Origin of the sequence: Bradyrhizobium sp. Rc2d, assembly GCF_900099855.1 — a bacterium.
In the GTDB taxonomy this organism is placed as follows: domain Bacteria; phylum Pseudomonadota; class Alphaproteobacteria; order Rhizobiales; family Xanthobacteraceae; genus Bradyrhizobium.
This window is the reverse complement of the sequence record NZ_FNCU01000024.1, coordinates 38016-63420: the sequence shown is the minus strand read 5'-3', so window position 1 is coordinate 63420 and position 25405 is coordinate 38016. Positions and strand designations below refer to the sequence as shown.

The 25405-nt window shown below is 61.8% G+C and carries 20 protein-coding genes and 2 pseudogenes; 12 read left to right on the top strand and 10 right to left on the bottom strand.

The features are described from left to right. Window positions 1-20: 20 nt before the first annotated feature. Window positions 21-3353 (bottom strand): adenylate/guanylate cyclase domain-containing protein, encoded by a 3333-nt coding sequence (locus BLV07_RS26700; RefSeq protein ID WP_091891874.1) that lies wholly within the window; start codon window positions 3351-3353, stop codon window positions 21-23. A gap of 293 nt (window positions 3354-3646) precedes the next feature. Between BLV07_RS26700 and BLV07_RS26695 the strand changes: the two genes are divergently transcribed. After that, window positions 3647-4909, top strand: coding sequence for an MFS transporter (locus tag BLV07_RS26695; RefSeq protein ID WP_091891871.1), 1263 nt, complete (start codon window positions 3647-3649; stop codon window positions 4907-4909). Here the strand turns inward: BLV07_RS26695 and BLV07_RS26690 are convergent. After that, complete coding sequence (locus BLV07_RS26690; RefSeq protein ID WP_091891868.1) at window positions 4906-5580, bottom strand: Crp/Fnr family transcriptional regulator; 675 nt, start codon at window positions 5578-5580, stop codon at window positions 4906-4908. The two genes, BLV07_RS26695 and BLV07_RS26690, sit on opposite strands and share 4 nt — an antisense overlap. 292 nt (window positions 5581-5872) lie before the next feature. Between BLV07_RS26690 and BLV07_RS26685 the strand changes: the two genes are divergently transcribed. The 6 genes from BLV07_RS26685 (at window position 5873) to BLV07_RS26660 (ending at window position 13241) form a co-directional block, all read left to right on the top strand. Further along, window positions 5873-6736, top strand: a complete 864-nt coding sequence (locus BLV07_RS26685) for an ABC transporter ATP-binding protein (protein WP_091891866.1) — start codon at window positions 5873-5875, stop codon at window positions 6734-6736. Then, window positions 6733-8664, top strand: coding sequence for a long-chain fatty acid--CoA ligase (locus BLV07_RS26680; RefSeq protein WP_091891863.1), 1932 nt, complete (start codon window positions 6733-6735; stop codon window positions 8662-8664). The genes BLV07_RS26685 and BLV07_RS26680 overlap by 4 nt, the downstream gene beginning before the upstream one ends. A gap of 298 nt (window positions 8665-8962) precedes the next feature. Beyond that, window positions 8963-9856 (top strand): branched-chain amino acid ABC transporter permease, encoded by an 894-nt coding sequence (locus BLV07_RS26675; protein WP_091891860.1) that lies wholly within the window; start codon window positions 8963-8965, stop codon window positions 9854-9856. A 3-nt stretch (window positions 9857-9859) separates the two neighbouring features. Next, window positions 9860-10933, top strand: a complete 1074-nt coding sequence (locus tag BLV07_RS26670; RefSeq protein WP_091891857.1) for a branched-chain amino acid ABC transporter permease — start codon at window positions 9860-9862, stop codon at window positions 10931-10933. Between the two features lie 43 nt (window positions 10934-10976). Next, window positions 10977-12260, top strand: coding sequence for an ABC transporter substrate-binding protein (locus tag BLV07_RS26665; RefSeq protein WP_091891854.1), 1284 nt, complete (start codon window positions 10977-10979; stop codon window positions 12258-12260). A gap of 141 nt (window positions 12261-12401) precedes the next feature. Further along, window positions 12402-13241, top strand: a complete 840-nt coding sequence (locus BLV07_RS26660; protein WP_091891852.1) for an ABC transporter ATP-binding protein — start codon at window positions 12402-12404, stop codon at window positions 13239-13241. Between the two features lie 12 nt (window positions 13242-13253). Here the strand turns inward: BLV07_RS26660 and BLV07_RS26655 are convergent, their stop codons facing one another. Next, on the bottom strand, window positions 13254-14405 hold the full coding sequence (locus BLV07_RS26655; protein WP_176945770.1) for an AGE family epimerase/isomerase: 1152 nt from the start codon (window positions 14403-14405) through the stop codon (window positions 13254-13256). Between the two features lie 89 nt (window positions 14406-14494). Between BLV07_RS26655 and BLV07_RS26650 the strand changes: the two genes are divergently transcribed. Continuing rightward, entirely contained in the window at window positions 14495-15718 is a 1224-nt protein-coding gene (locus BLV07_RS26650; protein ID WP_143035500.1) for a phenylacetate--CoA ligase family protein, read from the top strand. 151 nt (window positions 15719-15869) lie between these two features. Here BLV07_RS26650 and BLV07_RS47745 read toward each other — a convergent pair whose 3' ends face one another. The 3 genes from BLV07_RS47745 to BLV07_RS26635 form a co-directional block, all read right to left on the bottom strand. Continuing rightward, window positions 15870-16007 carry a hypothetical protein gene (locus BLV07_RS47745; RefSeq protein ID WP_176945769.1) on the bottom strand — a complete coding sequence of 46 codons (138 nt, stop codon included), beginning with the start codon at window positions 16005-16007 and terminating at the stop codon, window positions 15870-15872. Window positions 16008-16221: 214 nt separating this feature from the next. After that, window positions 16222-16527: a hypothetical protein gene (locus tag BLV07_RS26640; protein ID WP_143035499.1), complete on the bottom strand. Its 306-nt coding sequence runs from the start codon at window positions 16525-16527 to the stop codon at window positions 16222-16224. Between the two features lie 61 nt (window positions 16528-16588). Then, the gene (locus BLV07_RS26635) at window positions 16589-17149 is read right to left on the bottom strand and encodes a D-glycero-alpha-D-manno-heptose-1,7-bisphosphate 7-phosphatase (protein WP_091891841.1); all 561 of its coding nucleotides are present in this window, start codon (window positions 17147-17149) and stop codon (window positions 16589-16591) included. Between the two features lie 437 nt (window positions 17150-17586). Between BLV07_RS26635 and BLV07_RS26630 the strand changes: the two are divergent. The 4 genes and pseudogenes from BLV07_RS26630 to BLV07_RS26615 form a co-directional block, all read left to right on the top strand. Further along, a pseudogene (locus tag BLV07_RS26630) lies at window positions 17587-18405 on the top strand (YqaJ viral recombinase family protein). Then, window positions 18389-18739 (top strand): hypothetical protein, encoded by a 351-nt coding sequence (locus BLV07_RS50385; RefSeq protein WP_502690222.1) that lies wholly within the window; start codon window positions 18389-18391, stop codon window positions 18737-18739. Before BLV07_RS26630 ends, BLV07_RS50385 begins: the two are co-directional and overlap by 17 nt. Beyond that, a complete protein-coding gene (locus BLV07_RS50380) occupies window positions 18670-18894 on the top strand; it encodes an ERF family protein (protein WP_502690223.1) in 225 nt (74 codons plus the stop codon). The genes BLV07_RS50385 and BLV07_RS50380 overlap by 70 nt, the downstream gene beginning before the upstream one ends. Window positions 18895-19553: 659 nt before the next feature. Then, window positions 19554-19991: pseudogene (locus BLV07_RS26615) on the top strand (O-antigen ligase family protein); the annotation flags it as partial. 440 nt (window positions 19992-20431) lie between these two features. Here BLV07_RS26615 and BLV07_RS26610 read toward each other — a convergent pair. From BLV07_RS26610 to BLV07_RS26595, 4 genes are read right to left on the bottom strand one after another with little or no spacing between them, the layout of a single operon-like run. After that, a complete protein-coding gene (locus BLV07_RS26610; protein WP_176945768.1) occupies window positions 20432-21181 on the bottom strand; it encodes a class I SAM-dependent methyltransferase in 750 nt (249 codons plus the stop codon). Window positions 21182-21189: 8 nt separating this feature from the next. Next, a complete protein-coding gene (locus tag BLV07_RS26605; RefSeq protein ID WP_244551223.1) occupies window positions 21190-22659 on the bottom strand; it encodes a glycosyltransferase in 1470 nt (489 codons plus the stop codon). A gap of 24 nt (window positions 22660-22683) precedes the next feature. Next, window positions 22684-23526 carry an FkbM family methyltransferase gene (locus BLV07_RS26600; RefSeq protein ID WP_091891832.1) on the bottom strand — a complete coding sequence of 281 codons (843 nt, stop codon included), beginning with the start codon at window positions 23524-23526 and terminating at the stop codon, window positions 22684-22686. Next, a complete protein-coding gene (locus BLV07_RS26595) occupies window positions 23523-25133 on the bottom strand; it encodes a hypothetical protein (protein ID WP_143035498.1) in 1611 nt (536 codons plus the stop codon). The genes BLV07_RS26600 and BLV07_RS26595 overlap by 4 nt, the downstream gene beginning before the upstream one ends. Window positions 25134-25405: the final 272 nt, after the last annotated feature.

Genomic DNA, 25405 nt, shown 5'->3' with positions numbered 1-25405 from the left:
GTTGAACTCCCTCACATTGGCTAGTCAAGGAACGGCAGTACGATCAGCCCTGCGGGATCGAGCCCGTGCCGGGCGCAGACATCATGGGCCAGCGCGAAATACCGCTCGGCCTCGGGCATGTCGCCTCGATCAAGGTTCAGTGTTGCAAGACCATCATAGCACGGAAACAGCTGCTGCGGCTCGCCGGTCTCGCTCGCCACCTCGATGGCCTCGTTGTAGCAGCGCGCGGCCATGTCGGGGCGGAAGTGGCATTGATGGATCTGCCCGAGCACGATCAAGGGTACCGGGAGATGCTCGCGCTGATCGAGCGCGCGGTCGATCTCGATCGCCTTTTCGGCAGCCGGCACCCCCTCCTCGGTACATCTGTCCGTGAAGGTGCAACAGGCGACGGCAAGGTTGGCCAGAAGGCGCGCCTGGAAGCCGAGATCGCCGATACGATTCGCGACATCGAGGCCGCGCCGGCAAACCGCCATGGCTTGCGCCGGGTCGACGATCGTGTAGAGCACGCCAAGGTTGGTGTAGCCGCGGCACGCCACGTTGAGGAGGCCGGCGGCCTCGGCTGCCGCGACACTTTGCTCCACCTCGTTCACCGCCTCCTGGTGTCGCCCAAGCCGCGCCAGCGCAACCGCCTTGGTGTTGAGCGCCTCCGCAATGGCGCGCGCCGCCTCGAACCCGGCTTGCTCGCCGGCATCGGGCGGCACCGACCGCGCGTAGCCGAGCGCTTCGTCCGCCCACCGCGCGGCGGCGACGTGATCGCCCACGCGGAACGCAAGACGGCCGCGCTCTTGCTGGAGGTGAGCCCACTCCAAGAGGTGTGCCCATTCGATCGGCGCGTTGGTCCCGCCAAGCCGTTCAGCCGCCTCGGCATAGTGCGTCTCTGCCCTGACGCGCTTGCCGGCGTCCCACAACAATCGGCCGAGCTTGCGAAGAATGCGCGCCTCGCCGATACGGTCCCCTGCCGTGCGGTGCCCCTCCAGCGCACTCTGGTAGTGCTCCTCGGCGGTGCGTCGGCGGCCAGCCACGCAACAGAGGTCCGCGACGCGCTCGTACAGGATCAGGCGTTCCGGCTCCCGTTCGCCGGCGGTCGACAGCACGGCGAGGGATTGCTGATAGAAACGGAGGGCATCGTCGTTGGCATAGCTCGCACGTGCGCGATCGCCAGCCGCGCGCAAATAGCGCGCGCCTCTCGACTTGCTCGCGCTCAGACTGAAGTGATGTCCGAGCAAGATGAGATCTTCGAGTTGCTCGGGCTCTTTGCCATAGAGCCGCTCCAGCGCGGCGCCAATCCGTCCATGGAGCTCGACCCGACGCTGCAGAAGCAGATTTTGATAGATCACGTCCTGAAGCATGGTCTGCGTGAAGCGATAGGTCCGCAGCGACATCGAGCTCGAGCCCGCGACCTCCTCGATGAGTTCGGCGTCGCACAGAAGTTCGAGCGCTGCTTCGACCCTTGCCGGCTCGGTTGCCGCCGCACCGAGAACAGCCGCATCAAAGCGCGGACCGATCACCGCAGCCTCCTGGGCCACTTGGCGCACCTGATGCGGCAACCGGTCGAGGCGCGCCAGCAACAACGCCTGAATGCTTGCTGGAATATCCGCAGCGACCTCATCCGATTTCATCCGCCACTGCGCGCCGTCACGCTCCAGGGCCCCGCCTTCGATGAGACCGCGGATGATCTCCTCGAGGAAAAGCGGATTTCCGCCTGCGCGATCGAGGATTCGGGTGAACAAATGTCCCGGCGGTTCCCGCCAACCGTGACTGAAATACGCCGCGAGCAGCCTTCGTCCGTCAGCATCGCCAAGCGGAGGCAGCCGAATGGTCGTGTGACTGATCCTGCTCGAACCGAACTGATCCACCAGCGCTGGCCGATGTGTAAACAGCAGCATCAGCCGCGTCCGCTCCAGCCGGTCCATCAGGAACCGCAACGCTTCAAGCGACACCGCGTCGGCCCAATGCAGATCCTCGACGATGATCAGGAGCGGCGACAAGGCGAGGCGGCGTTCGAAGACGGTACGGATCGCGAAAAAGATCTGCCGCCGGAGCTGTTCCGGTTCGACGTGCCTCAGCACGGCGTTGGGATCGCCAAGGCCAAGAACGTGCAAGTAGAGAGGCATCAGGCGGTCGGCCTCCTCGGCCGCGAGGCCGAGCTCCGATAGCGCTTCCGCAACTTTCGTCTCTGCCTCCGCGGCGCCGGCCTTCTGTGCGATGCCATAGGCGCTACGCAGCACGGCGGCGAGTGCCCCGTAGGACTGTTCGCCGAGCGGCGAGCAGACCGCCCGTCGGATCGCCACGCCTGCGAAACGATCCTCATCGCGGATGCGGGCGACGAATTCGTTCACCAGTCGCGTTTTCCCAATGCCCGCTTCGCCAACCAGCCGCACCAGTTGAGCCGCTCCGCCGCACGCGCGATCAAGGCTGCCGATCACGCGCGCAAGCTCGGCGTCGCGCCCGATCAGTGGTGCATCGAGGCCCAGCGTGTCGAGGCCGCGTGCCGCGCGGGGCGTATCGAGCGGTCCCCTCAGACGATGGACCAGAACGCTGCCCATCTTGCCCTTGAGCGAGATCTCTCCGAGCGAATCATAGGAGAACGCATGCCGCGTCAGACGGTGGGTCAACGGCCCGACCAGCACCTCGTCCGGAGACGCCATCGACTGCAATCGTTGCGCCGTATTCACGGTATCGCCGGTCACCGAATAGGATTTGGCAACGCCCACGCCTAACCCACCCGCGACGACGTGGCCGGTGTTGATGCCGACATGGAGCTGCAACGGTGAACCGGCATAGGCCTTCGCGCGCTCGCTGAGGCGCGCCGTCCGGCTGATCATGTCGAGGGCAGCGCGGACCGCCCGCTCGGGGTCGTCTTCGTGCGCAGTCGGCGCACCAAACAGCGCGAGCAGCGCATCGCCGATGAACTTGTCCACGAAGCCGCCAAAGCTCTGCACCGCGGCCGTCAACTCCTCGAACAACTGGTTCTGAAGCGTCTGCATGACCTCTGGATCGAGCCGCTCGCTCATCGCAGTGAAGCCGCTGAGGTCGGCAAACAGCACGGTGATGGTGCGGCGGTTTGCTTCGCTATCGACATTGTCCGGTTGCGGTCGAAATGCGTGTTGAGCCGTCTGCAGGAGCGGTGGCGAAGACGATCTGATTGGGAGTGTCGCCGGGCTCGTCTGCGCCGATGCCTGTCCGCCGTCGTTGGTGGCCCCGCCGATGAGGGAGCCGCATTTCGGGCAGTAGACAAAATCCGGTGCACATGGAAAGCCGCACCCGGGGCACGCGTTCGGCTGCTTCGTGCCGCACTTCGGGCAGAAGGCAAAGCCGCTCTGAACCTCGAAACCACAACCCGAGCAGTTCATGGCTCAAGACCTCGCGGAAGCCGCGATGGCGTGATCTGCTGACCCCTACCGAATGGGTCCCAGGATGCAGGCCAGAATGGGCTCTGCGCGCCTGAAGAGCAAGCGGCGGTAGTCTACCTCTCAGCATGGGCGACGAAGCAATGCTGCGGACGCACTGGCGCACCGCACGTCGTCGGCAAAGCATGGTGGCATGCGGTAGCATCAATTGACAGGGCCATCGCCGGGGCTACCCTTCCAAACAGAAGAATAAATAAAAGAAGGCAGGGAATCGCCGTGAAACCCGTCATCGCATCTTGAGCACATCCGCACGACCTTCCGCGCTCGCGCCATTCCGCATCCGCAACTATCGCTTCCAGTGGCCGTCCGACCTGCTCACCTCCTGGGCGTTCGAGGTCGAGACGCTGGTGCTCGGCTGGTACATCCTGGTCGAGACCGGCTCGGTGCTGCTGCTCACCGTGCTGGCATCACTCCAGTTCGTCGGGACCCTGGTCGCGCCGGTATTCGGTATGATCGGCGACCGCATGGGTCATCGCGACCTGCTGGTCGCGATGCGGCTTGCCTACACGGTGCTCTCGTCGACCATCATGGTTCTGGCGTTGACCGGTCATTTGTCGCCGCTGAGCGTCATGATCATCGTCGCGATCATGGGCCTGATTCGTCCCTCCGATCTCGGCGTCCGGGGGGCGCTGCTTGCCGAGATCATGCCGGCGGAGCAACTGGTCGGCGCCATCAGCGTTGCGCGCACCACCCAGGACAGCGCCCGCATCGCCGGAGCATTGACGGGCGCCGGACTGTTCGCCCTCCTCGGCATCGGCCTCGTTTATGTGGCGATCGCCTGCCTCTACCTCGTGGCTGCGCTGCTCATGCTTTGCCTGACCCGGCCGAAAAGGACCCTCACCACGAGCGATCTCCCGGCCAACAGCCACGCCGTTTCCCGACTATTTGGCGACCTCAAGGAGGGGATCGTCTACGCCTGGAACGGCCCGGGAATGCGCGCCGCGCTATGCGTCGCCTTCCTGGCCAATCTCACCGCGTTTCCTTTCACCGGAGGATTGCTGCCCTACATCGCGCGGGAGATCTTTCAGACCGACCAGACCGGCCTCGGCTATCTCTCGGCGAGCTTCGCAGTCGGCTCGCTGACCGGCTCCATCACGCTCAGCCTGGTCGGCGGATTGCGCATTGCCCGGCTCCTGATCGGCGCGACGCTGGCCTGGTACGCCATGCTGCTGGTGTTCGTCGAGATCAGGACCATGCCGGTGGCGATGGCCTGCCTCGTCCTCGCCGGTATTGCGCAGAGCATGTCGATGATCTCGGCAGCCGTGATCCTGATGCGGACGGCCAGCGCACATCTGCGCGGTCGCGTCATGGGCGTCCGCATGATGGTGATCTACGGCCTGCCGCTCGGATTGCTCGCGGCCGGCAGCCTGATCGATGTCATCGGCTATTCCGCGACGGGATCGCTTTATGCCGCCGCAGGTATCATCGCGATGCTGGCGATCGCGGTCCGCTGGCGCGCCGACCTCTGGCCGGTGCACGCCCCCGCGAACGCGCGCTAATCCCCGTAACTGCGCAGCCGCTCGATAGCGAGGATGGTGACGCCGCCATATTCCAGCCGCAGCAGCCCCTCTTTCTCCAGCCGGTTCAGCGCGCGGTTGGCGTTCTGGCGGGACATGCCGGAAAGCGCACCGATCTCCTCCTGGGTGATCTCCAGATGCGCAGTCGATTCGGGATAGAGGATCGGGTTGAACAGCGAGGCGATACTGCGGGCAAGGCGGGCGGTGGCGTCAAGCGTGCGGTTGACCTCGAGCATGCCGATGAACTGGCCAAGCCGCTCGTTGAGCTGGCGGACCAGGAAGCGATTGAAGCCGACGCTGTTCTCGAACAGCCACATGAAGGCGCTGCGTTCCATCAGTGCGACCCGGCTGTCGCGCAGCGCGACCACGTCGTAGCGTCGCGGCTCGTTCTTGAGCACGCTGCCTTCGCCGAACCAGGCGCCTGCCGTCAGCCCGGCAAGACTCGTCTCCTTGCCGTCGCGCGACACGCCGCCCATCCGGGCGAGGCCAAAGACCATGCCGGCCCAATAGTCGAAGCTGTCGCCGCGCATGAACACGGTCTCGCCGGTGCCGTAGGACCGCTCGCTGACTCCGGCGCGTGCGACCTCGATCTCGGCCTCCGTGAGCTCGCGCGACCAGGCGGCGATGCGCTTCAGATGATCCTCTGAAATCATGATGGAGAGGCCAGCCGCACCGTTTCGTCACTCCGCGCTTCTGTTGCACTGCAACATGATCACCTCGGCGGCCATCCGACGAAAGATGGACGCCGCACCCGCCCGAAAAACTTTGTCACCGAATTGTCAGGCCGAAGACATTTCAAAATAGCGCTTTCCCGTATTGAGAGCCACCTTGGGCGATGCGGCTTTTGATCCCTGATGGGGACGAAGGCGGCGCGGGGTCCGGTCGAGACCAATGGCTGCATGGCCTCACCGGGACGACCGTACTAGGATCGTTCGAAAACAACGGATGAAGAGCGCCACTGAATGCGCCATCACCGGGAGGGATTTGTTTGTGGCTAGTCTCGAAGTGCGCGGCGTGTCCTTGCGATTCGGTGGCGTCCGTGCGCTGACCGATGTCAGCTTCGCCATCAGGGAAGGCGAGCTGTTCTCGATCATCGGCCCCAACGGCGCCGGCAAGACCTCGATCGTGAACTGTATTTCCGGTCGCTACAAGCCGACCGAAGGCCAGCTCTTCTACCAGGGCCGCGACATCACCGGTTTGACGCCGACTGCCCGCGCCTCGCTCGGCATCGGCCGCACCTTCCAGAATCTGGCGCTGTTCCACCACATGAGCGTGCTCGACAACATCATGGTCGGCCGGCATCACCTGCTGAAGAACAATTTCCTCACGGGCTCGCTGTACTGGCTCACCGGCGCGCGCAAGGAGGAGCTCGAGCACCGCCGCAAGGTCGAGGAGATCATCGACTTCCTCGATCTCCAATCGGTGCGAAAAGCCACCGCCGGCACCCTTTCCTATGGCCTGCGCAAGCGCGTGGAGCTCGCCCGCGCCATGGCGCTGGAGCCGCGCCTCATCCTCCTCGACGAGCCCATGGCCGGCATGAACTTCGAGGAGAAGGAAGATATGGCCCGCTACATCGTCGATCTCAACGAGGAGTTCGGGATGACGGTGGTGATGATCGAGCACGACATGGGCGTGGTGATGGACATCTCCCACCGCGTCATGGTGCTGGATTTCGGCAAGAAGATCGCCGAGGGCGATCCCGCGGCGGTCCTCGCCGATCCTCACGTCAAGCGCGCCTACCTTGGGGAAGAAGACGAGGTGCTGGTCGATCCGGACGACGCCCCGCCGGCGCAGGAGAGCGCGGCATGATGGATTACGCAGGACGCGTCGCGCAGGCTGACACCTATCCCAAGATGCTCCGGCTCAACGCGAAGGAGCATGGCAACGAGATCGCGCTGCGCGAGAAGGATCTCGGGCTTTGGCGCCTGTTCAACTGGAACGACTACCAGACGCGGGTGCGCGACTTCGCGCTCGGGCTCGTCGAGCTCGGCCTCGGCCGCGGCGACGTCATCGGCATCATCGGCGACAACCGGCCGGACTGGGTCGCGGCGGAAGTCGCGACCCATGCCGTTGGCGGGCTGAGCCTCGGGCTCTATCGCGACGTACTGGACGAGGAAGCCGCCTATCTCCTGACCTATGGCGAGGCACAGCTCGTCTTCGCCGAGGACGAGGAGCAGGTCGACAAGCTGCTCGCGCTTGCCGAGCGCGTGCCGAAGCTGAAGCACATCATCTATTCCGATCCGCGCGGCATGCGGAAATATGACGATCCCAGGCTGATGTCAGCCGAAAAATTCGCCGAGCTCGGCCGCACGCGCGCCGCTCGGGAGCCGGAGCTTTACGACCGGCTCGTGGATGCAACCAACGGTGAGGACGTCGCGATCCTTTGCACGACGTCGGGCACCACCTCGCACCCGAAGCTCGCGATGCTCGCCGCCGGCCGCGTGCTCGGCCATTGCGCGACCTATCTCGCCTTCGACCCTAAGGGACCTGACGACGAGTACGTCTCCGTGCTGCCGTTGCCCTGGATCATGGAACAGGTTTACGTGCTCGGCAAAGGCCTGTTGTGCCGGATGAAAATCAACTTCGTCGAAGAGCCCGACACCATGATGAACGATCTGCGCGAGATCGCGCCGACGTTCGTGCTGTTCGCGCCACGCGTCTGGGAATCGATCGCCGCCGATGTCCGTGCCAAGGTGATGGACGCAACGCCGTTGAAGCAGCGTCTGTTCGACGTCGGAATGAAATCGGGTCTCGCCGCACTCGCGCAGGGTAAGCGCTCGGGTTTTGCCGATGCGATCCTGTTCCGCGCGCTGCGCGACCGGCTCGGTTTCACCCGTCTGCGCTCGGCCGCGACCGGCGGCGCGGCGCTCGGCCCTGATACCTTCAAGTTCTTCCAGGCGATGGGCGTGCCGCTGCGCACGCTCTACGGCCAGACTGAGCTGTTAGGGGCCTATACGCTGCATCCCGAGGGCAAGGTCGATCCTGACACGACAGGCGTACCGATGGCCGACAGCGTCGAAATCCGGATCGACAATGCCGACGTGCACGGCGTCGGCGAGATCGTGGTGCGGCACCCCAACATGTTCCTCGGCTATTACAAGAACCCCGAGGCCAGCGTCGCCGACATCAAGGACGGCTGGATGTGTTCCGGCGATGCCGGCTATTTCAATGACAACGGTCAGCTCGTCGTCATCGACCGCATTAAGGATCTCGCCGAGACCTCACGCGGCGAGCGCTTCTCGCCGCAGTTCATCGAGAACAAGCTGAAATTCTCGCCCTATATCGCGGAGGCCGTGGTGCTGGGCGCCGGCCGCGACGCGCTCGCCGCCATGATCTGCATCCGCTACTCCATCATCTCGAAATGGGCGGAGAAGAACCGGCTCTCGTTCACGACCTACAGCGACCTCGCCTCGCGGCCTGAGGTCTACGCGCTGCTTCAGAAGGAGGTCGAGACCGTCAACGCGACGCTGCCGCCTGCCCAGCGCATCTCACGCTTCCTGCTGCTCTACAAGGAGCTGGATGCCGACGACGGCGAGCTCACCCGCACCCGCAAGGTGCGCCGCGGGGTCATCAACGAGAAATACGCAGGGATCATCGACGCCATCTACCGCGGCGATGCCGACATCCCCGTCGACACAGTGATCCGCTTCCAGGACGGCACCACACAGCGCGTGCGCACGATGTTGCGTGTGGTGGATTTGGGCGGACATGGGCACATGGCGGAGGCTGCGGAGTGAAACAGTCTACCGATGCGCACGCTGCTGCCCTTCGCCTCTCCCCGCTTGCGGCAGGGCAATCTCATATGGAAGCGGCTTCCCTGCGGCCCATCCTTCGAGACGCCCGCTTTGGCGGGCTCCTCAGGATGAGGGCGGAGTATGCAGCAGCAGTTTCAACGGGCCCGATGCCAATTAGCCTAATCCTGAGGAGACCGCGGAGCGGTCGTCTCGAAGGACGAGGCGCTTGCTCCGGCTGCTCCAAGAGATCATATGCGATAGCCCTGCCGCACGCGGGGAGAGGCGAAGGACAGCATATCACATGAACACCGCCTTCCTCTTCCAGCTCCTGGTCAACGGCCTCGTGGTCGGCACGCTCTATGGCGTGGTCGCGATGTCGTTCGTGCTGATCTACAAGGCGACGCAGGTCGTCAATTTCGCGCAAGGCGAGCTGCTGCTGGTCGGCGCCTGGGTGTGCTGGGCGCTGTTGGCGAAATACCAGGTGCCGTTCTGGATCGGCATGCCGATCACGCTGGTGTTCATGTTCGTGTTCGGTATCGCGGTCCAGGTCCTGATCCTGCGGCCGATGATCGGCGAGCCCATCATCTCGGTCATCATGGTGACGATCGGCCTCTCCACCGTGCTCCAGGCAACGCTGAAATGGATGTTCGGCGTCAATCCGCAGCCGTTCCCGCGCGTGTTCGAGAGCCAGTCGGTCAGCCTGTTCGGACTCCAGATCCAGACCGTCTACGTCATGAGCCTCGTGGTGTCGGTCGCGATGATGATCGGCATGGCCTGGTTCTTCCGCGCCTCCAAATATGGCCTTGCGATGCGGGCCACCGCATTCAATCAGCAGGTCGCGCAGTCGCTCGGCATTTCCGTCAAGAGCGTGTTTGCGATGGCCTGGGCAATCTCGGCGACGGTGTCGGCCGTCGCAGGTGTCGTCGTTGCGGTGGTCAACGGCGTGTCCTCCGGCCTTGCGGCCTACGGCATAAAAGTGTTTCCGGCAGCGATCCTCGGCGGGCTCGATTCCGTCGGCGGCGCCGTGCTCGGCGGCATCATCATCGGGCTACTCGAAAACGTCGCGCAATATGTCGACAGCGAGTACCTGCACTGGGGCAATCTCTACGAGATCGCGCCGTTCTACGTCCTCATCATCGTGCTGATGATCAAGCCCTACGGCCTGTTCGGCACCCACGACATCGAGCGGATCTAACCCATGGCCGGCCCTGCCCTCATCCCCGCTGGTGATTTCCGCACCACTTACGCCGCGGACACCACGATCTTCCCGACCACGACCAGCCGCAATTTTGCGATCGCCGGCGTGCTGCTGCTGTGCCTCGCACCGCAATTCTTCAGCGGCTACTGGCTCAGCATTTTGATCCAGATCGGCATCTTCTCGATCGCGGCGTTGGGCCTCAATATCCTGGTCGGCTTCACCGGCCAGATCTCGATCGGCCACGCCGCGTTCTTCCTGCTCGGCGCCTTCACCTCGGCTTATATCTCCAACAACGCGCCGATTCCGGTGTTCTTCGCAATCCCGCTCGCCGGCATTGTCACCGCGCTGGTCGGGCTGATCTTCGGTATTCCGGCGGCGCGGTTGAAGGGGCTCTACCTCGTCATCGCTACGCTGGCCGCGCAATACATCCTGCTCGACTTCTTCTCGCGCGCCGAATGGTTCTCGGGCGGATCAGTGCCGGCGAGCGCCGAGCCGTTCTCGATCTTCGGCTATACGCTGCGCGGCGACAGGCAGTATTTCTACGTGGTGCTGGCCTATGTGCTGGCGAGCTACATCCTCGTCACCAATCTGATGCGCACGCGGGACGGCCGCGCGCTGGTGGCGATCCGCGACCATTATCTCTCCGCGGAGATCATGGGCATCAACCTCACCAAGTACCGCACGCTGTCGTTCGGCCTCGCCGCGTTCTTCGCCGGCATCGCCGGTGCGCTCTATGCGCATTACCAGCTCGTGGTCTCCCAGGAAGGTTTCGGCATCGAGCGCTCGATCCTGTTCCTGGCCATGATCATCATCGGCGGCACCGGCTCGATCATGGGCACGCTGATGGGGACCGCCTTCGTGGTGCTGTTGCCGGAATCGATGGAATTCCTCAGTCTGCATTTGAAAGGCGGCGCGATCGACAAGGCGCTCTCGCTCAACACCAACATCACCTTCCTGCGCGAGATCGCGATCGGGGTGATCATCATCGCGTTCCTGATGTTCGAGCCCGATGGGCTCGCGCATCGCTGGCGGCAGATCAAGGCTTATTGGAAACTCTACCCGTTCTCGCATTGAGCGCGGAAACTTCACTTAAACAATAACAGGAGGAACCGACCCCATGACGATGAAGTCCCTTTTGAGCACCGCATCACTCGCGCTTGCGATCGCCGCATTCTCGGCAAGCGCGCAGGCGCAGATCGCGCTCGGACATCTTGCCGATTATTCCGGCGGCACCTCCGACGTCGGCACGCCCTATGGACAGGCCGTCACCGATACCTTCGCCTGGGTCAACAAGAACGGCGGCGTCGGTGGCAAGCAGCTCAACGTCGACACCAACGACTATGGCTACCAGGTGCCGCGGGCGATCGCGCTCTACAAGAAGTGGTCGGCGCCGGACTCGAAAGTCGCTGCGATCATGGGCTGGGGCACCGCGGACACCGAGGCACTGACCGGCTTCCTCGCACAGGACAAGATTCCCGACATGTCCGGCTCCTATGCCGCCGCACTGACCGATCCCGAAGGCGTCAGCGGCAAGGCCAAGCCCGCTCCCTACAATTTCTTCTACGGCCCGAGCTATTCGGACTCGCTGCGCGCGATGCTGATGTGGGCGGCCGAGGACTGGAAGGCCAAGGGCAAGTCCGGCAAGCCGAAATTCGTGCACATGGGCGCCAACCATCCCTATCCGAACGCGCCGAAGGCCGCCGGCGAAGCCATAGCACAGGAGCTCGGCTTCGAGGTGCTGCCTCCGCTGGTGTTCGCGCTCTCGCCCGGTGACTACAGCGCGCAGTGCCTCAGCCTGAAATCTTCGGGCGCCAACTACGCCTATCTCGGCAACACCGCGGCCTCCAACATCTCGGTGATGAAGGCCTGCAAGACCGCGGGCGTCGAGGTCCAGTTTCTCGGCAATGTTTGGGGCATGGACGAGAACGCCGCCAAGACCGCGGGCGATGCTGCGAACGGCGTGATCTTCCCGCTGCGCACCGCTGTGAGCTGGGGCGGCGATGCGCCCGGCATGAAGACCCTGATGGAGATCTCCAAGATGTCCGATCCCACCGGCAGGGTCTATCGCCCCGTGCACTACGTCGCGGCTGTCTGCTCGGCGCTGTACATGAAAGAAGCGCTCGATTGGGCCGCCAAGAACGGCGGCGCCACCGGGGAGAACGTCGCCAAGGGCTTCTACCAGAAGAAGGACTGGGTGCCGGCCGGGATGGACGGCGTCTGCAATCCTTCGACCTGGACCGACAAGGATCACCGCGGCACGCTGAAGGTCGATCTCTATCGCACCAAGGTCTCAGGTGCGACCGACGGCGACCTCAACGACCTCATGGCCAAGGGCACGATCAAGCTCGAAAAGGTCAAGACCGTCGAACTGCCGCGCAAGCCGGAATTGCTGGGGTGGTGAGCCCGCGGCTCGCCTCACGCACCATCGTCATCCCCCGCGAAGGCGGGGGATCCAGTACGCCGCGGCCTCTCGGGGAACGTTGGGCGTCTCTGGAATACTGGGTCACCCGCCTTCGCGGGTGACGACAGCGGAGAAGACTGCATGACCCAGACCGCCGAAGCAACGCGCCCCAACCCCAGCATCGTGCCCGCCCCGCCCCTCCTCAGCGTGCGCAACATCGAGGTCGTCTATGACGACGTCATCCTGGTGCTGCGCGGGCTCAGCCTCGATGTGCCCAAGGGCGCGATCGTGGCGCTGTTAGGCGCCAACGGCGCCGGCAAGTCGACGACGCTGAAGGCGATCTCAGGCCTGCTCAAGACGGAGGACGGCGAGGTCACGCGCGGCGAGATCCTGTTCGAGGGCGACCGCATCAACGGCATCGATCCCGACAAGATCGTGCGCCGCGGCATCTTCCAGGTGATGGAGGGCCGGCGCATCGTCGCCGACATGACCTCGCTGGAGAACCTCAGGCTCGGCGCCTTCACGCGCAGGGACCGCGAGGTCAATGCCGATCTCGACATGGTTTTCAACTACTTCCCGCGCCTGAAGGAACGCACCGGCCTTTCCGGTTATCTCTCGGGCGGTGAGCAGCAGATGCTTGCGATCGGCCGCGCGCTGATGGCGCGTCCGAAGATGATCTTGATGGACGAGCCGTCCATGGGGCTGTCGCCGCTGCTGGTGAAGGAGGTGTTCTCGATCATCCAGAAGATCAACCGCGACCTCGGCGTCACCATCCTGCTGGTCGAGCAGAACGCGCGCGCCGCACTATCGGTGGCGAGCCACGGCTACATCATGGAGCAAGGCAAGGTCGTGCTCGACGGCACCGCGGACGAATTGCGCGACAACGAGGATGTCAAGGAATTCTACCTCGGCGGCGCCGGCGACCAGCGCAAGAGCTTCAAGAACCTGAAGAGCTTCAAGCGGCGCAAGCGCTGGCTGTGATCCACGACGAGCCTAGCCCAGCACCTGTTCCGCTTCCGTGACTGCGCAGAGAACATGATAGAACGACGACGCAGGAATGGTGTCGATCAGCGATTTGCCGTCGCGGTCGAACTGATCGTACCAGCCGCCCTTCACGGGATGGCTGAGATAATGCCGTTCGAGCCTCACCAGCGCTGCGCGCGCCTCATCCGCCGCGCCCGCCTCGCCGGACTCGGCTTGCGCGATCCACGCCTTCGCGATCTCAGTCTGCGGCCACAGCCGACGCGTGCTGCGGCGGATGTTGCCGGCGTCATCGCCCACGTCGATCAGGCAGCCCGTGGCCTCGTCGCGGTAGCGCAGCGAGGTCGCCAGCAGTTCGGCGCGCCGCTGCCCTGTCGGGCATCCCGTGATGCGCTCGAAACCCTTCAGAAGCCAGACCCATTCCGCCTGGTGACCCGGCTCGACGCTGATCGGCTCGATCTTCGACCAGTCCTCCTCGAAATATTCTCCAAGCACACACTTCCGCTTGTCATAGAGATTGGCGAGGAACAGCGCAAAGAACTCGCCGGCGCGGTTCTGGAACGACAGATCGTGGGTCGCCTCAAAGCACGCGACCATCGCCTCGAACAGATGCATGTGCGGGTTCTGCCGGCGCGGCAGCGAGACCGGAAGTCCTTCGTGGACGCCGCCATGCGGCGAGCGCAGATGGCCGTCGAGGAAGGCAAGCAGCGCGTCCATCTCGGCGCGGACCTGCGCATCCTGGTCGAGCGCGTAGACCGTCGCGAGGGCAAACAGGATGAAGGCGTGATCGTACGCATCGCGCCGCGCATCCAGCACCGCCCCCTCCGGCGTCAGCCGGTGCACATAGCCGGGCCGGCCGTCAGGCGCCTTCGCTTTGGCCAGCAGATGCTCCAACCCCTTCAGCGCGACGGCGCGCCCCTCGGGGTACCAGCCCATCTGTGCGGCCTTGGCGTAGCAGTAGATTTGGCGCGCCTGCACGAACACGCGCCGCGGCGCGGCCACGTCCGCCGTGCCATCGCGGTGCAGCCGGTCGATGAAACCGCCCGTGGCGTGATCCCAGCCGACGGTCGACCACAGCGGCAGCGCCTCCTCGATCATGCGGCGTTTCAGGCGCGCGGCGACGTCCGTCGCCTCGTTCGCCGCAATAATTCCTTCGTCCGCCATCGGGTCCCCTTCAAGCCTCGCCAATGGCCGTCTGATACCGATGCCAGCGGCGGCGTGCAACGGACCATGCCAACTCCGAAAGATCAGCCATGACCGCCCATTATGACGCCCTCGAGACGCGCGACCAGGGCGCGCGGGAGGCCGAGCTGTTTTCCCGGCTGCCGGAGGTCCTGCGCGGCGCGATGGCCGCTCCAGCTTATGCCGAGCGGCTGAGGGGCCTCGACCCCGCCTCAGTGCGGTCTAGAGAGGCGCTGGCGAGCCTGCCGGTGCTGCGCAAATCGGAACTGCCGGCGCTGCACAAGGCTTCCACGCCCTTTGGCGGCTTCGTGGCGGCCGCGCCGGGGTCGTTCGCCCGCCTCTTCACCTCCCCTGGGCCCATTTTCGAGCCGGAGGGACGCCAGGCCGACCCCTGGCGCGGCGCACGGGCGCTGTTCGCAGCCGGGTTCCGCCCCGACGACATCGTGCTCAACACCTTCAGCTACCACCTTACCCCGGGCGGCTTCATCTTCGATGCATCGGCACGCGCGCTCGGTTGCGCCGTGATCCCGGCGGGTCCCGGCAATACCGAACAACAGTTCGAGCTGATCGAGGCTTACCGGCCGGTCGGCTACAGCGGCACGCCGGATTTCCTGAAGATCCTGCTCGATGCCGCGGCAAGCGCCGGCCGTGACGTCTCCTCGATCAAGCGCGCCCTGGTCTCGGGCGCGGCGTTTCCGCCCTCGCTCCAGGCCGAGATCAAGGCGCGCGGCATTGACGCCTACCAGGCGTTCGGCACCGCCGATCTCGGCCTGATCGCCTTCGAGACCGAAGCCCGCGAAGGCATGGTCGTGAACGAGGACTTGATCCTGGAGATCGTCAAGCCCGGCACCGGGGATCCGGTTGCGCCGGGCGATGTCGGCGAGATCGTCGTCACCTCGCTCGACCCGCACCATCCCTGGATCCGGCTCGCGCTCGGCGACCTCACCGCGACCCTGCCGGGCGTCAGCCTGTGCGGACGCACCAACATGCGCATCAAGGGCTGGATGGGCCGCGCCGACCAGACCACCAAGGTCAAGGGTATGTTCGTCCGGCCCGAGCAGGTCGCCGAGATCGGCAAGCGCCATTCCGAGCTCGGACGACTACGTCTCGTCGTCACGCGCCAGGGCGAGACCGACGCAATGACGCTGAAAGCGGAAACGACGGCTGCGAGTGACACGTTGCGCGAGGAGATCGCCGGCACCTTGCGTGCCGTGACGAAGCTCGGCGGCAACGTCGAGCTGGTCAGCCCCGGCGTGCTGCCGAACGACGGCAAGGTGATCGCGGACGAACGGTAAATTGTCTGAACACACCCTATGAAAACCACTGTTTTGCCCGACGACGCAAGTTTAATTTCGGTTTTTTCGATGCACCGCTGCGCGTCGCCGGCCGCTGGATGCCTCGTATAGTCGCTCCCCGCCGAAGTGCCGATCCAAGTAGCTTGGTCGGCTATCTCAGACTAGAATCGGGCCGGTGAGGAACCTCATCGGCGGGTCGGGATCGACGCAGGTTCGGCCGCACCATCGCGTAGAGCAGGAAAAGACCGATGGTGATGACCACCGCCAGCAGGGGAAAAATGTAGTTCATGCAGCGTCCAAGTCTTCGAACTAAATGCTAGCAGTGATGCATATGCTGTCCAATCGGGATGCTATTCTCCGGCTTGAGCCCGAACTGTTGAATTCCTGCTTCGATACCCAGCCCAGCTTGAGGTCTTCTCCGTTGTTCCGCTTCATGCGTTTGAGCCCTCGCCGCTGCCGCGACAGGGCAGCCTTCTCATAGCGTTCCAAGCTCTGCAGAAGCCTCATTTGTTTTTTTCAGCGCCCTCGATCACAGCTAAGATCAGACCTAGCCGAGGAGCTCGCAGGCGATCCTGTCGATTCCTGGCTTGAGCCAGATCTTGAAGCGCGATCTCCATACCCACGCCTTTGAACTCCTCCGCAAACACTGCATCGAACCCGGCGAAACCAGAACCATCGGAATCGTCCCAACGAGATAAACGATGCCGATAAGCGTTGCGGCTCGATATTGCTTTGCCAGCACTTGTTTTCGGGCCGGTACTCTTCGCTGCGTTTGCATGACTGGCTTCGATTTGTCGCTTTGACGCCAACTTCCCTCCTTGATCTCGCTAGCTAGCAATCGACCGATCCGTCGACCGTGAATCGACGCCATCAATCCTCTGTTCCCGCAACTCCGCGATGCGACAGTAATTGATGAGGATCGTGGGACCAAACCGTCAACAGCGGGGCGATGAAGGTATGGAGGTTAGACCCATCAAACAGATAGGCCGCGATGCCGGCCGCCTGCGCTGCAGCAAGGTCGCTCTGCTTATCCCCGATCATGAAGCTAGCATCGATATCCACCGGGTATCGCTCAAGCAGAGCTCTAATCATCCCCGGCTGCGGCTTGCGACAGTTGCAGACGACACGGTATCGCTCGATCAGTCCATCGGGGTGGTGTGGGCAGAACTCGAACGCATCGATATGCGCACCACCAATAGCAAGCTCACGCGACATCCATTCGTGCAAATTGCGAACATGCCGCTCCTCGTAAAAGCCCCTCGCAATCCCTGATTGGTTCGTTACGACAAACGCAAAATACCCAACGTCATTGACTGCCTTTACGGCTTGTTGGGCTCCTTCCACCCACCGGACCTTGTCCGGATCAAAAGCATAGCCGTCGTCCTCATTGAGGACGCCATCACGATCAAAGAAAACTGCTGGACGCTTCAAAGCTCACTTACCCACGTTCGGAGGAATACTGCTGATCTTCCGACAATCACTGCTACATTTCAACAAGTCGCGCGGTTGGACAGGATCCTTCTCTGCGCCGCGCCTCTTGCATCCAGCTGTTTGCTGTTGAAGCGTAAATTGGCTTCGTTTTGTCGCTTTGATGCTGGTCCGCCTCCCGTTGTCCTTGCCCTAAGCGCGTGAGAACAAGAGCCATTCCTGCCGCTAAGACGAGCAATAAGATTGCTGCAGAAAAGACTGGCATTCCGGTGCGATTGGAGCGTTACTGAGTCGGCCGGGCGCCAACGCCGATCATAGCGCCGGTATCTCGCCTCGCGGACGCGGGGCTTCGGGCAGTGCGGCATTTAAAGCCGCTTGTTCTTGCGTAGGAGATACCGGTGACTACCGTTCAAACGAATGGCGCAGACGCGCCAAATCATATCATCAGGTTCAACCCGAACGACCGCCGCCATTTCATCGGCGGTTCAGACGCCCGCATCATCATGGGGGATGATCAAGAGAGCTTGATCCGCCTTTGGCGCGAAAAACGCGGCGAAGCGGAGCCGCAGGATCTCTCAGACAATTTGATCGTTCAGCTCGGCACCATGACGGAGGTCTTGAACCGCGCCTGGTACCAGCGCGCAAGCGGTCACACGGTCAAGGACATCCAGAAGCGTGTTCGCCATCCCGTGCACAGATGGATGGCCGCAACGCTGGATGGGACCATCGAGCAGACCGGCGTCCTCTTCGAAGCCAAATTCATGCTGCCTTGGGCCTTCACGGAGGAGGCGGCGGCCGAGAAGCATATGGCTCAGCTGCAGCACGATATGTGGGTCATCGCCGCCCGCAATGGGTGCTCTCGATCATCACCGGGGGCGGCAAATGGGTCGAGATCAAGATCCACGCCGACCCGCTCTACCAGCATCTCCTCCTCACTGCCGAGAAGAAGTTCTGGCTCTGCGTCCAGAGCGGCGAGCCGCCCGTTCTGTTCAACATCGAGACGCCCCGCCCAAAGGCTGGAGGCCGTCAAAGTCGTCGATATGTCCACCTCCAACCAATGGGCCGAACTGGCAGCTACCTATCTGCGAACCCGAGACGCGCACGGGCAGCATGAGGCAGCGAAGGCCGACTTGAAGAAACTCATGCCGGAAGACGCCAAGGAAGCGACCGGGCACGGGATCAAAGCCAAGCGCTCCAAGTCCGGCGCGGTCAGCTTCGAGGCCGAGGCGATGGAGGGACCCCATGCATCAATCCAGTGAGCGCATCGGGACCATCGCGGGAGCCCTCGCCCGGGCCAAGGCCGAATTGACGAATCCCGAGAAGACCCTGACCGCCGTGATCCGGTCGCCATTCCCGCGGGAGGAAGATCGAACCTTCCGCTACGCGTCGTTGGTCTCCGGCCTCGACATCGTCCGCAAGACGCTAAGCCAGCAGGAAATCGCCACCATCCAGACCACCCGGATCGAGCAGATCACCGGCCAGATCCATCTGACCACCCTGCTTGCCCACCCTCCGGAGAATGGATCTCCTCGGATCTACCGGTCTGCGCCTCGAAGGACGTCGAAGCGCCGCACCGGATGGGGGCAGCGCTGACCTATGCCCGCCGTTATGCCCTATTCGCCCTCGTTGGAATTGCCGGGGGGGGGAAGACGATTTGGATGCGCCTGATGTCGTGGCGGGGCCTCCGGCGGCCCGCGAGCCTCAGAGCCCGCCGGGGCCGAAAGGAAAGCCGCCTGGGGGCGTCCTGAACCGGCCCCCAGTGTGTCGCCCGAACGCTCCGCCGAGCTCCTGGACCGGCTCTTGGGCGAGCTAGCCTTACAGGAGGGCGGCGACGGACTGCTCGCCTTGGGCAAAGATCAGCCTTCCTCTCAAGAACACCTTTGTCGAGGCGGGGCAGACCAGCAGCCTGTGTCAGCGGCCGTACGGTCTCAACCCTGGGAACATCCTTCAGAAACATCCGGCGACGTTCACGCGCACTCCAGGCTGCAATCTTCCGCGATGTTGATCCGCAATCCGCGATTGAATGTCTGCTCGTTATCGACATCGCTGAGTTATCTTGGGAAATCCAGCGCTATCGGGTACTGCGTCACAGGCTACTAACGACGTACCGCCAGAAGGCAATCGAGATAATCCTCCGCCGCATTGATGTGGCAGGCAACTCTCCCGAATTGCGAAGAGTTGCCGAATTCTACACCGTTCAGAATGCATCAGCTGGACCCGATCGCCGCAGCTGACATCGACGCCCGTCTTCAAGCCTACGGGTTCGACCAACACGCCGTCAGCATGGAAGCTTATGTTCAGGCACGGGAGGTCCCTCTCATTGTTCGAATCACTACTCAGTGGGGCGCAGCTGCGGCGGTTGTCCCTATTGAAAGAGTTCAACGCGTTTCGCGAAAACAACAACGTTGAGGCCACCTTCGCAACACATGGTACCGGCTCCTCGCAGGGACTATTCGAGAGGGCCTCGAAAGAGCCCTCATGGGTTCCAGGTGTCAGGGTGTTTCCGAACCCGCATAACCAGACGCTGCATGTGGCTGTGCAATGGGGCATAATGGGCATCGTCGTTCTATACGCGATCTGGATACTACATCTGCTGCTGTTTCGTGGTGACGGACTAGCCTACTGGATCGGTCTGCTGGTGGTAGTACAGAACATCTTCACCTCGTTATTTAACTCCCATCTCTTCGATTTCCACGAGGGCTGGATGTACGTCATTGGAGTGGGTGTTGCCGGGGGCATTGTGAACCGCGCGCAACAGAAGGCGACGAAAGTGGGGGAAGCTCGTTCTGAATTATCGCCGCGTGGCGACTCTGGCGTAGACCGCTCATCAGTGCGATCGGCTTGAATCTAACAAGAAATTATCCGTCGGCGGACGAATGTCATTGCTCACTTCGCTAAGGCAGCGCGAAATCCCCAGCCCCTTTATGTTGCTTCGAAATGCGAATCTGAGCTGCGTCCTGATGTAGCCGCGCCAGTTGGCATGATCGTCAATGCGGCCCTTCCTCGAGCCCGCGCGCCCCACGGCCGACGTCGAGGATCTGCTGCATACCCGTACTCGGTCTCGCGGTGGCGCTCCCTGGGGCGGTCAAAAAACACGGCGGGCTTCATCTTGCAAATGCCGTTGAGGTCCAGCCTCTAGATCTGACTGGCGCAAAAAACCGCAGGACACGCGGCTGAGGCGTTGCGTGGCGCATCTCAGATGGCGCCGGAGAAAGTATCAATCAAAATCACGCATCTCGTCCGGGCTGCCGTCCCTGAAGCGCTCCAGGGCAAGTCTTTTCTAGGCTACACTTTCTCTAGCACAGCGAGAATGCGAAATCCGGCATTCCTTCGCACAAACTTCGGCATCACCGACTCAACCGTCAACAACGGATCCAACAATTTCGGCGGCATCAGACACCACTCTTTGAAGCCTCCGCTGAGGGGATACGCAAACAAGCTCAGCCAATCCACCTCAACGACGCGAAATGTTTCGATCTCTGCTTCGAGCCGCTTCCGCGCCTGGTCTGTTGCGAACAATAGCGTGGGAATGGCCTGATTTGCGTCGAAAGGGTCTCTGAGGGGGTCGTGACTCACTGCGGCGAACGGATCGACCTTCAGATCAACCGGTTCCTCGTGAAGGTAGTGATAAAACGGGTAAGCCACCATGGTCATGGCCGGTTCGATCATCGCCAACCGGCCGCCACGTCGAAGAACTCGACCTGCCTCCCTCAAGAACTCGATTGGACGCTCCAGGTGATGAAGTACGTCGATCATCACCACACCGGAAAAGCATTCGTTCGCGAACGGGAGAGAATGCGCATCCCCCACGACATCTATGCCGGGAAACCCCAGGATGTCGGTCGAAACGACGTCGCTTCTGATCTCTTTTATGTGTGCCGTACCACTTCCCACCTCGAGCAGTCTTCCTTGGGGACAGAACTCCAGCAATCTGCGGTGATAATCGCGGTATATTCGTCGGATGGTCTCTTTGCGCGCCCAAACGCCTCTATGGCCAACCTGTCGCTGATCAAGTCCTTCACGCAGTGCACTCATAGCAGGACTCAAATAGCCTTCAGTTTGCGATAGGCGAACCATACCATTTTGAACAACAGCCAGCCGTCTCCGAAACGCGATATCTGGGTCTCACCAAGAGTACGCGCCCTATACTTGATCGGCACCTCGATGATCTTCAGATTGTGCTTCGCTGCACCGAAGATGAGGTCGAAATCTCCGAACGGGTCGAACTCTCCGAAATAAGATCTATTCCGGGCCAGCTCTTCATAATCGCTGCGCAGCAATGCCTTTGTACCACACAGGGTGTCGGTTAGACGGGTATTGACCAGGAACGTGAACAACCACGCGAACAAGCGATTTGCCAACAAGTTGAGCGGACGCATCGCTTCGTCTTCCATTGGATAAACAAGGCGCGTCCCGTTCACGAACTCGGCCTTTCCGCTCTCGATGGCGAAGTAGTATTTTGGCAGATCCTCTGGAGGCATGGTCAGGTCGGCGTCCAGAATCATGAGGACATCGCAACTGGCGGCCGCGAATCCCTTTCGTACCGCGTCGCCCTTGCCCTTCCCGTCCTGCTTGAAGACCTTGATGTCCCACTGATCCTTGTAAGCATCTCGCACTCTCAGGCACTCCTCATAGGTGCCATCCGTCGAGTTGCCCTCTACGAAGATCAGTTCCTGATGGAGGCCGAATTTCGGCATTCTGCAAACGGCATTCTCGACATTCCCCTTCTCGTTCCGGCAAGGGATTACGACACTTGCCGATAAGGATCGATCCGAGTCTCGCCTGATCGGCCGCCCAACGACGTAAGTGCGAAGGCAGAGGGCACGAATAAAGGGAAGCGGCGCGATAAACCGGTTAACAAAGGTGCCGAACCCGAGCAAACTGCGGGGCAGCAATTGTTTCCGCTCGAGCTTCAGGACCTCGAAATCTGCAAGATCCATCATGTTGATGAAGTCGGCGCCGGAGAGATAATTGATGTCCGGTTGACGACTCTTGAGCCTGAAAAGCTCCCCAAGCTTCAGAATCGGCTCCCACAGCGGCGAGTAGTAAGCAATCACGAGACGGGTGGACGGCAAGCACACGCGATGCAGCGCACGCATCGTACCGTCTATATCCTCCAGCATCCCGATCGTATCCGCGATCAGTATGTAGTCGAACGTCCCCTCGAGCTTCTCAAAAGCGCCGGGTTGCTCGACGTCCTCGCAAAAAAAAATGAGATGTGGATGACGCTCTTTCGCTTTGGCGATCATGGTCGGACTGAAATCGATCCCGACACCATGAGACGGCTCCAGCGCACTCAGAAGATCGCCCCGGCCGCACCCTACTTCCAGAACTCTCTTGCCCGACGGAATCAGGAACTGCACGAAGCTACGGTCGCTTTCGTAGTAAGCGGAATTTAGCTTCCGCCAGTCCTCCTGGTCATCAGCTGTGCTTTCGACGTGCTGGAGCAGCTCCCGTTTCCGATTCGAAAGCAGCCCATGCTGAGTGGAGCTTCTGTCCGATTGCCGCATCATGATCCGGTGCTTGTCAATGCTCGGTTAGTTCGGTCGCGCAACAACATTGATGCTTCCATTCGTCGGAATCATCCGACTCAATCCCTCAGCCGTGGATGGGAGCACCTCAAAAGATCGCTCATCGTGAAATAGGTAGCCATTCGGCACGAAAAAGGACACCAGCTCGTCCAACGAAGAGCCACGTTCGTTCAAGACGTGGGGGGCAAGCTCCATTACAAAGACTGGTCGCGGCCCCCTCAAGGTCTCGCGCGCGCCACGAAGCACGTCGCATTCGAACCCATCAACATCGAGCTTTATGAGATTTACGACGCGATCGCCAATCTCGCTGTGCAAGCCATCCACGCTCACGGCATTTGCGTGCGAGGCGGTCATTTTGCGTCCCAGGTGCCTCGCGTGCAGTTGGTCACCAGATTCGAGGGGCCAGCTTGAGTAGATCTCCTCCGGAACGCTACTTCCTGTGTCGCAGGTCACGAACGACTGCGACGCCTTGATTCTGGGCGCGAGCGTCGGATTGAGCTCAATGTTCCGGCTCAATTTGCCATACGCAAAGTCCGTCGGCTCGAATGCCAGAACGCGTCCTTCGGGGCCAACGAGCTTTGCGAGATGGAGAGTGTGCGCCCCAATGTTTGCGCCAATGTCCAGAACCACACTCGAAGGAACCACGAGCCGGTCTAGCGCTCGACGCGTATTTCTTTCGAAATAATCGTTAAGGTAGATCGCCAAGTCAATTCCTTCGGACAAATCCAGCTCGTAGACAATGCCGTTCCGCGAGACAACGACCGTATCTTTCAGCCCCAACGCCGATCGCATCGATCGCACGAGCTTGTAAATCTTGCGAGCGATCGCAATTTTCTGCGCTGTGTTCATTGCCCCTGCACCTGCGTCTGCACCTCGCTTTTGGGGAGGTCTACCTCCTCGCAAGTGCGCCGGATCAACAATATGTTGAGCCGGCCGACTTTGCATAGATCCGTGGCGCGTTCCCTGAACACGGCGGAATCTCGATTCAAAGGATAGCTGCTGACAACTGCCGCGCACGCGTCAGGTCCTACGAATTCGTTGAAATCAACCATCGCACCCGGCCTGAAGACCTTCTGCTCGAAATATTCGTAATTTGGGAACATTCCGCCAAATGCTTCCTTGAGCGCGGCATCAAAAAAGGCAACCTGATCGTCCAGCCGAGCTCCGTACAGAAACCCGAACACGATCGGATAGTTATACATGCCGACGCTGTAAGACGGCGCAAGAAAGCAAGCCGCCTGCAATTTGGCCAGTCCCGAAACCACCCGTCTTTCGTCCGCGTTCTGCGACAGCGCTCCTTTATACCACCCCCAGGCCTGCTTCGCGGGACCGGCAACACAGCCCAGGATGAGGACGGCTGCGCAGAACCGCCAGGCGACGAATCCAAATTTCGAAGAGATGGGAGCACGGGTGAAGGCCAAGGCCACCATGAAGGGCACCATGGCCAGCCCGGGAACAAGATAGTATGCGGTATACTGCTTCGCGATCATCGCGATTGAACCGCACAGAACGACGGTCACGGCGAGCAAGATTCGGAAAGCTCCCTGGTCGGACCGGCGGAAGGTGAACGCGACGACAAATGAGATGAATGCCGCCGATATCTGGATGCCATAATCCCGGGCAAGATTGGTCAAAGCGACAGCGGCGGCGTCGAAATCCAGGAAGCCGGGAAGACCGGAGCCGTACGGCCCTCTGTGCCTCACGATGTCCTTCATATAGGTACCGAAGACCGCGAGTTCGGAGTGGAGCGGCCAAACCAGCAACGTCAGACTCAGCAACACACAGATCCAATAGGTCGTCTGCGCCCGGGAACGGAGTCCGGCAGCTATCGGATAGAGGAGCAGAAAGGGTGCGAACAAGACCTTCGTCGACAAGCCGATGCCCACGAGCACGCCGGCAGCAACATCAAAGCGACGGCGAGTGAATTCGCCGCGGACCGCCGAATAAGTCACCGCAACGAGCACGATGGCGATCGCGATCAGAAGCGACTCTGGCATTATGCGGCCGCCATATGTCAATGCGGCGGCCGTTGCAAAAAGTCCGAGCTGGAGGGCAATCCCGGAACCGCGATCCCTTGTCCCGCGCAGGACGATCAATCCTGCACCGATCGTGGCGGCAGCTACCGCGAGAACCAAGGACAGCCGGATGATTTGAGCGAGCTCATCGAAATGCAGTAGCGCTTGTGCGCCCAGCCACCCCGGATAGAGGGCGGCTTTGGCGATTGCGAGAACAGCTGCGCCGAAATATATGATGCCAATTCCGGGGTGCAGCACGAAATGGAGGTTGTTGCCCGCCAGCAGATTGACGCAAGCGATGTAATATGCAGCGTCCGGATCGACGAACTCTCCAAAAGAGCCCTTCAGCGAGACCGTCTTGACACTTTCGAAAAAGACGTAAATCGCCGGAACGACGAACAGCGGCCCAATGGATCGAGAACGATTCAAGGCTTTCTGCACAGAAACTCGCTATTGCCGCAATCGACGGTCTTCCCGATATTACTGCCTGGTGGGAAGCAGCACAATTTTAAGTTATCTGTCGGGCACAGGATTGATGCTGTCCAAACCCGAGGTCTCAAAAAATGGAAATCCTAGATGGCATCAGCGATACCCATCTCGTATCGATAACCGGCACTTTCACGGGGTGCGAGCGGTGCCGGCCTGCGCCCGGGGGGCTCCTCCTCGGCTCGCCGAGGTGGATCGGCAATCCGGCATGTGCGCCGATCGAACGC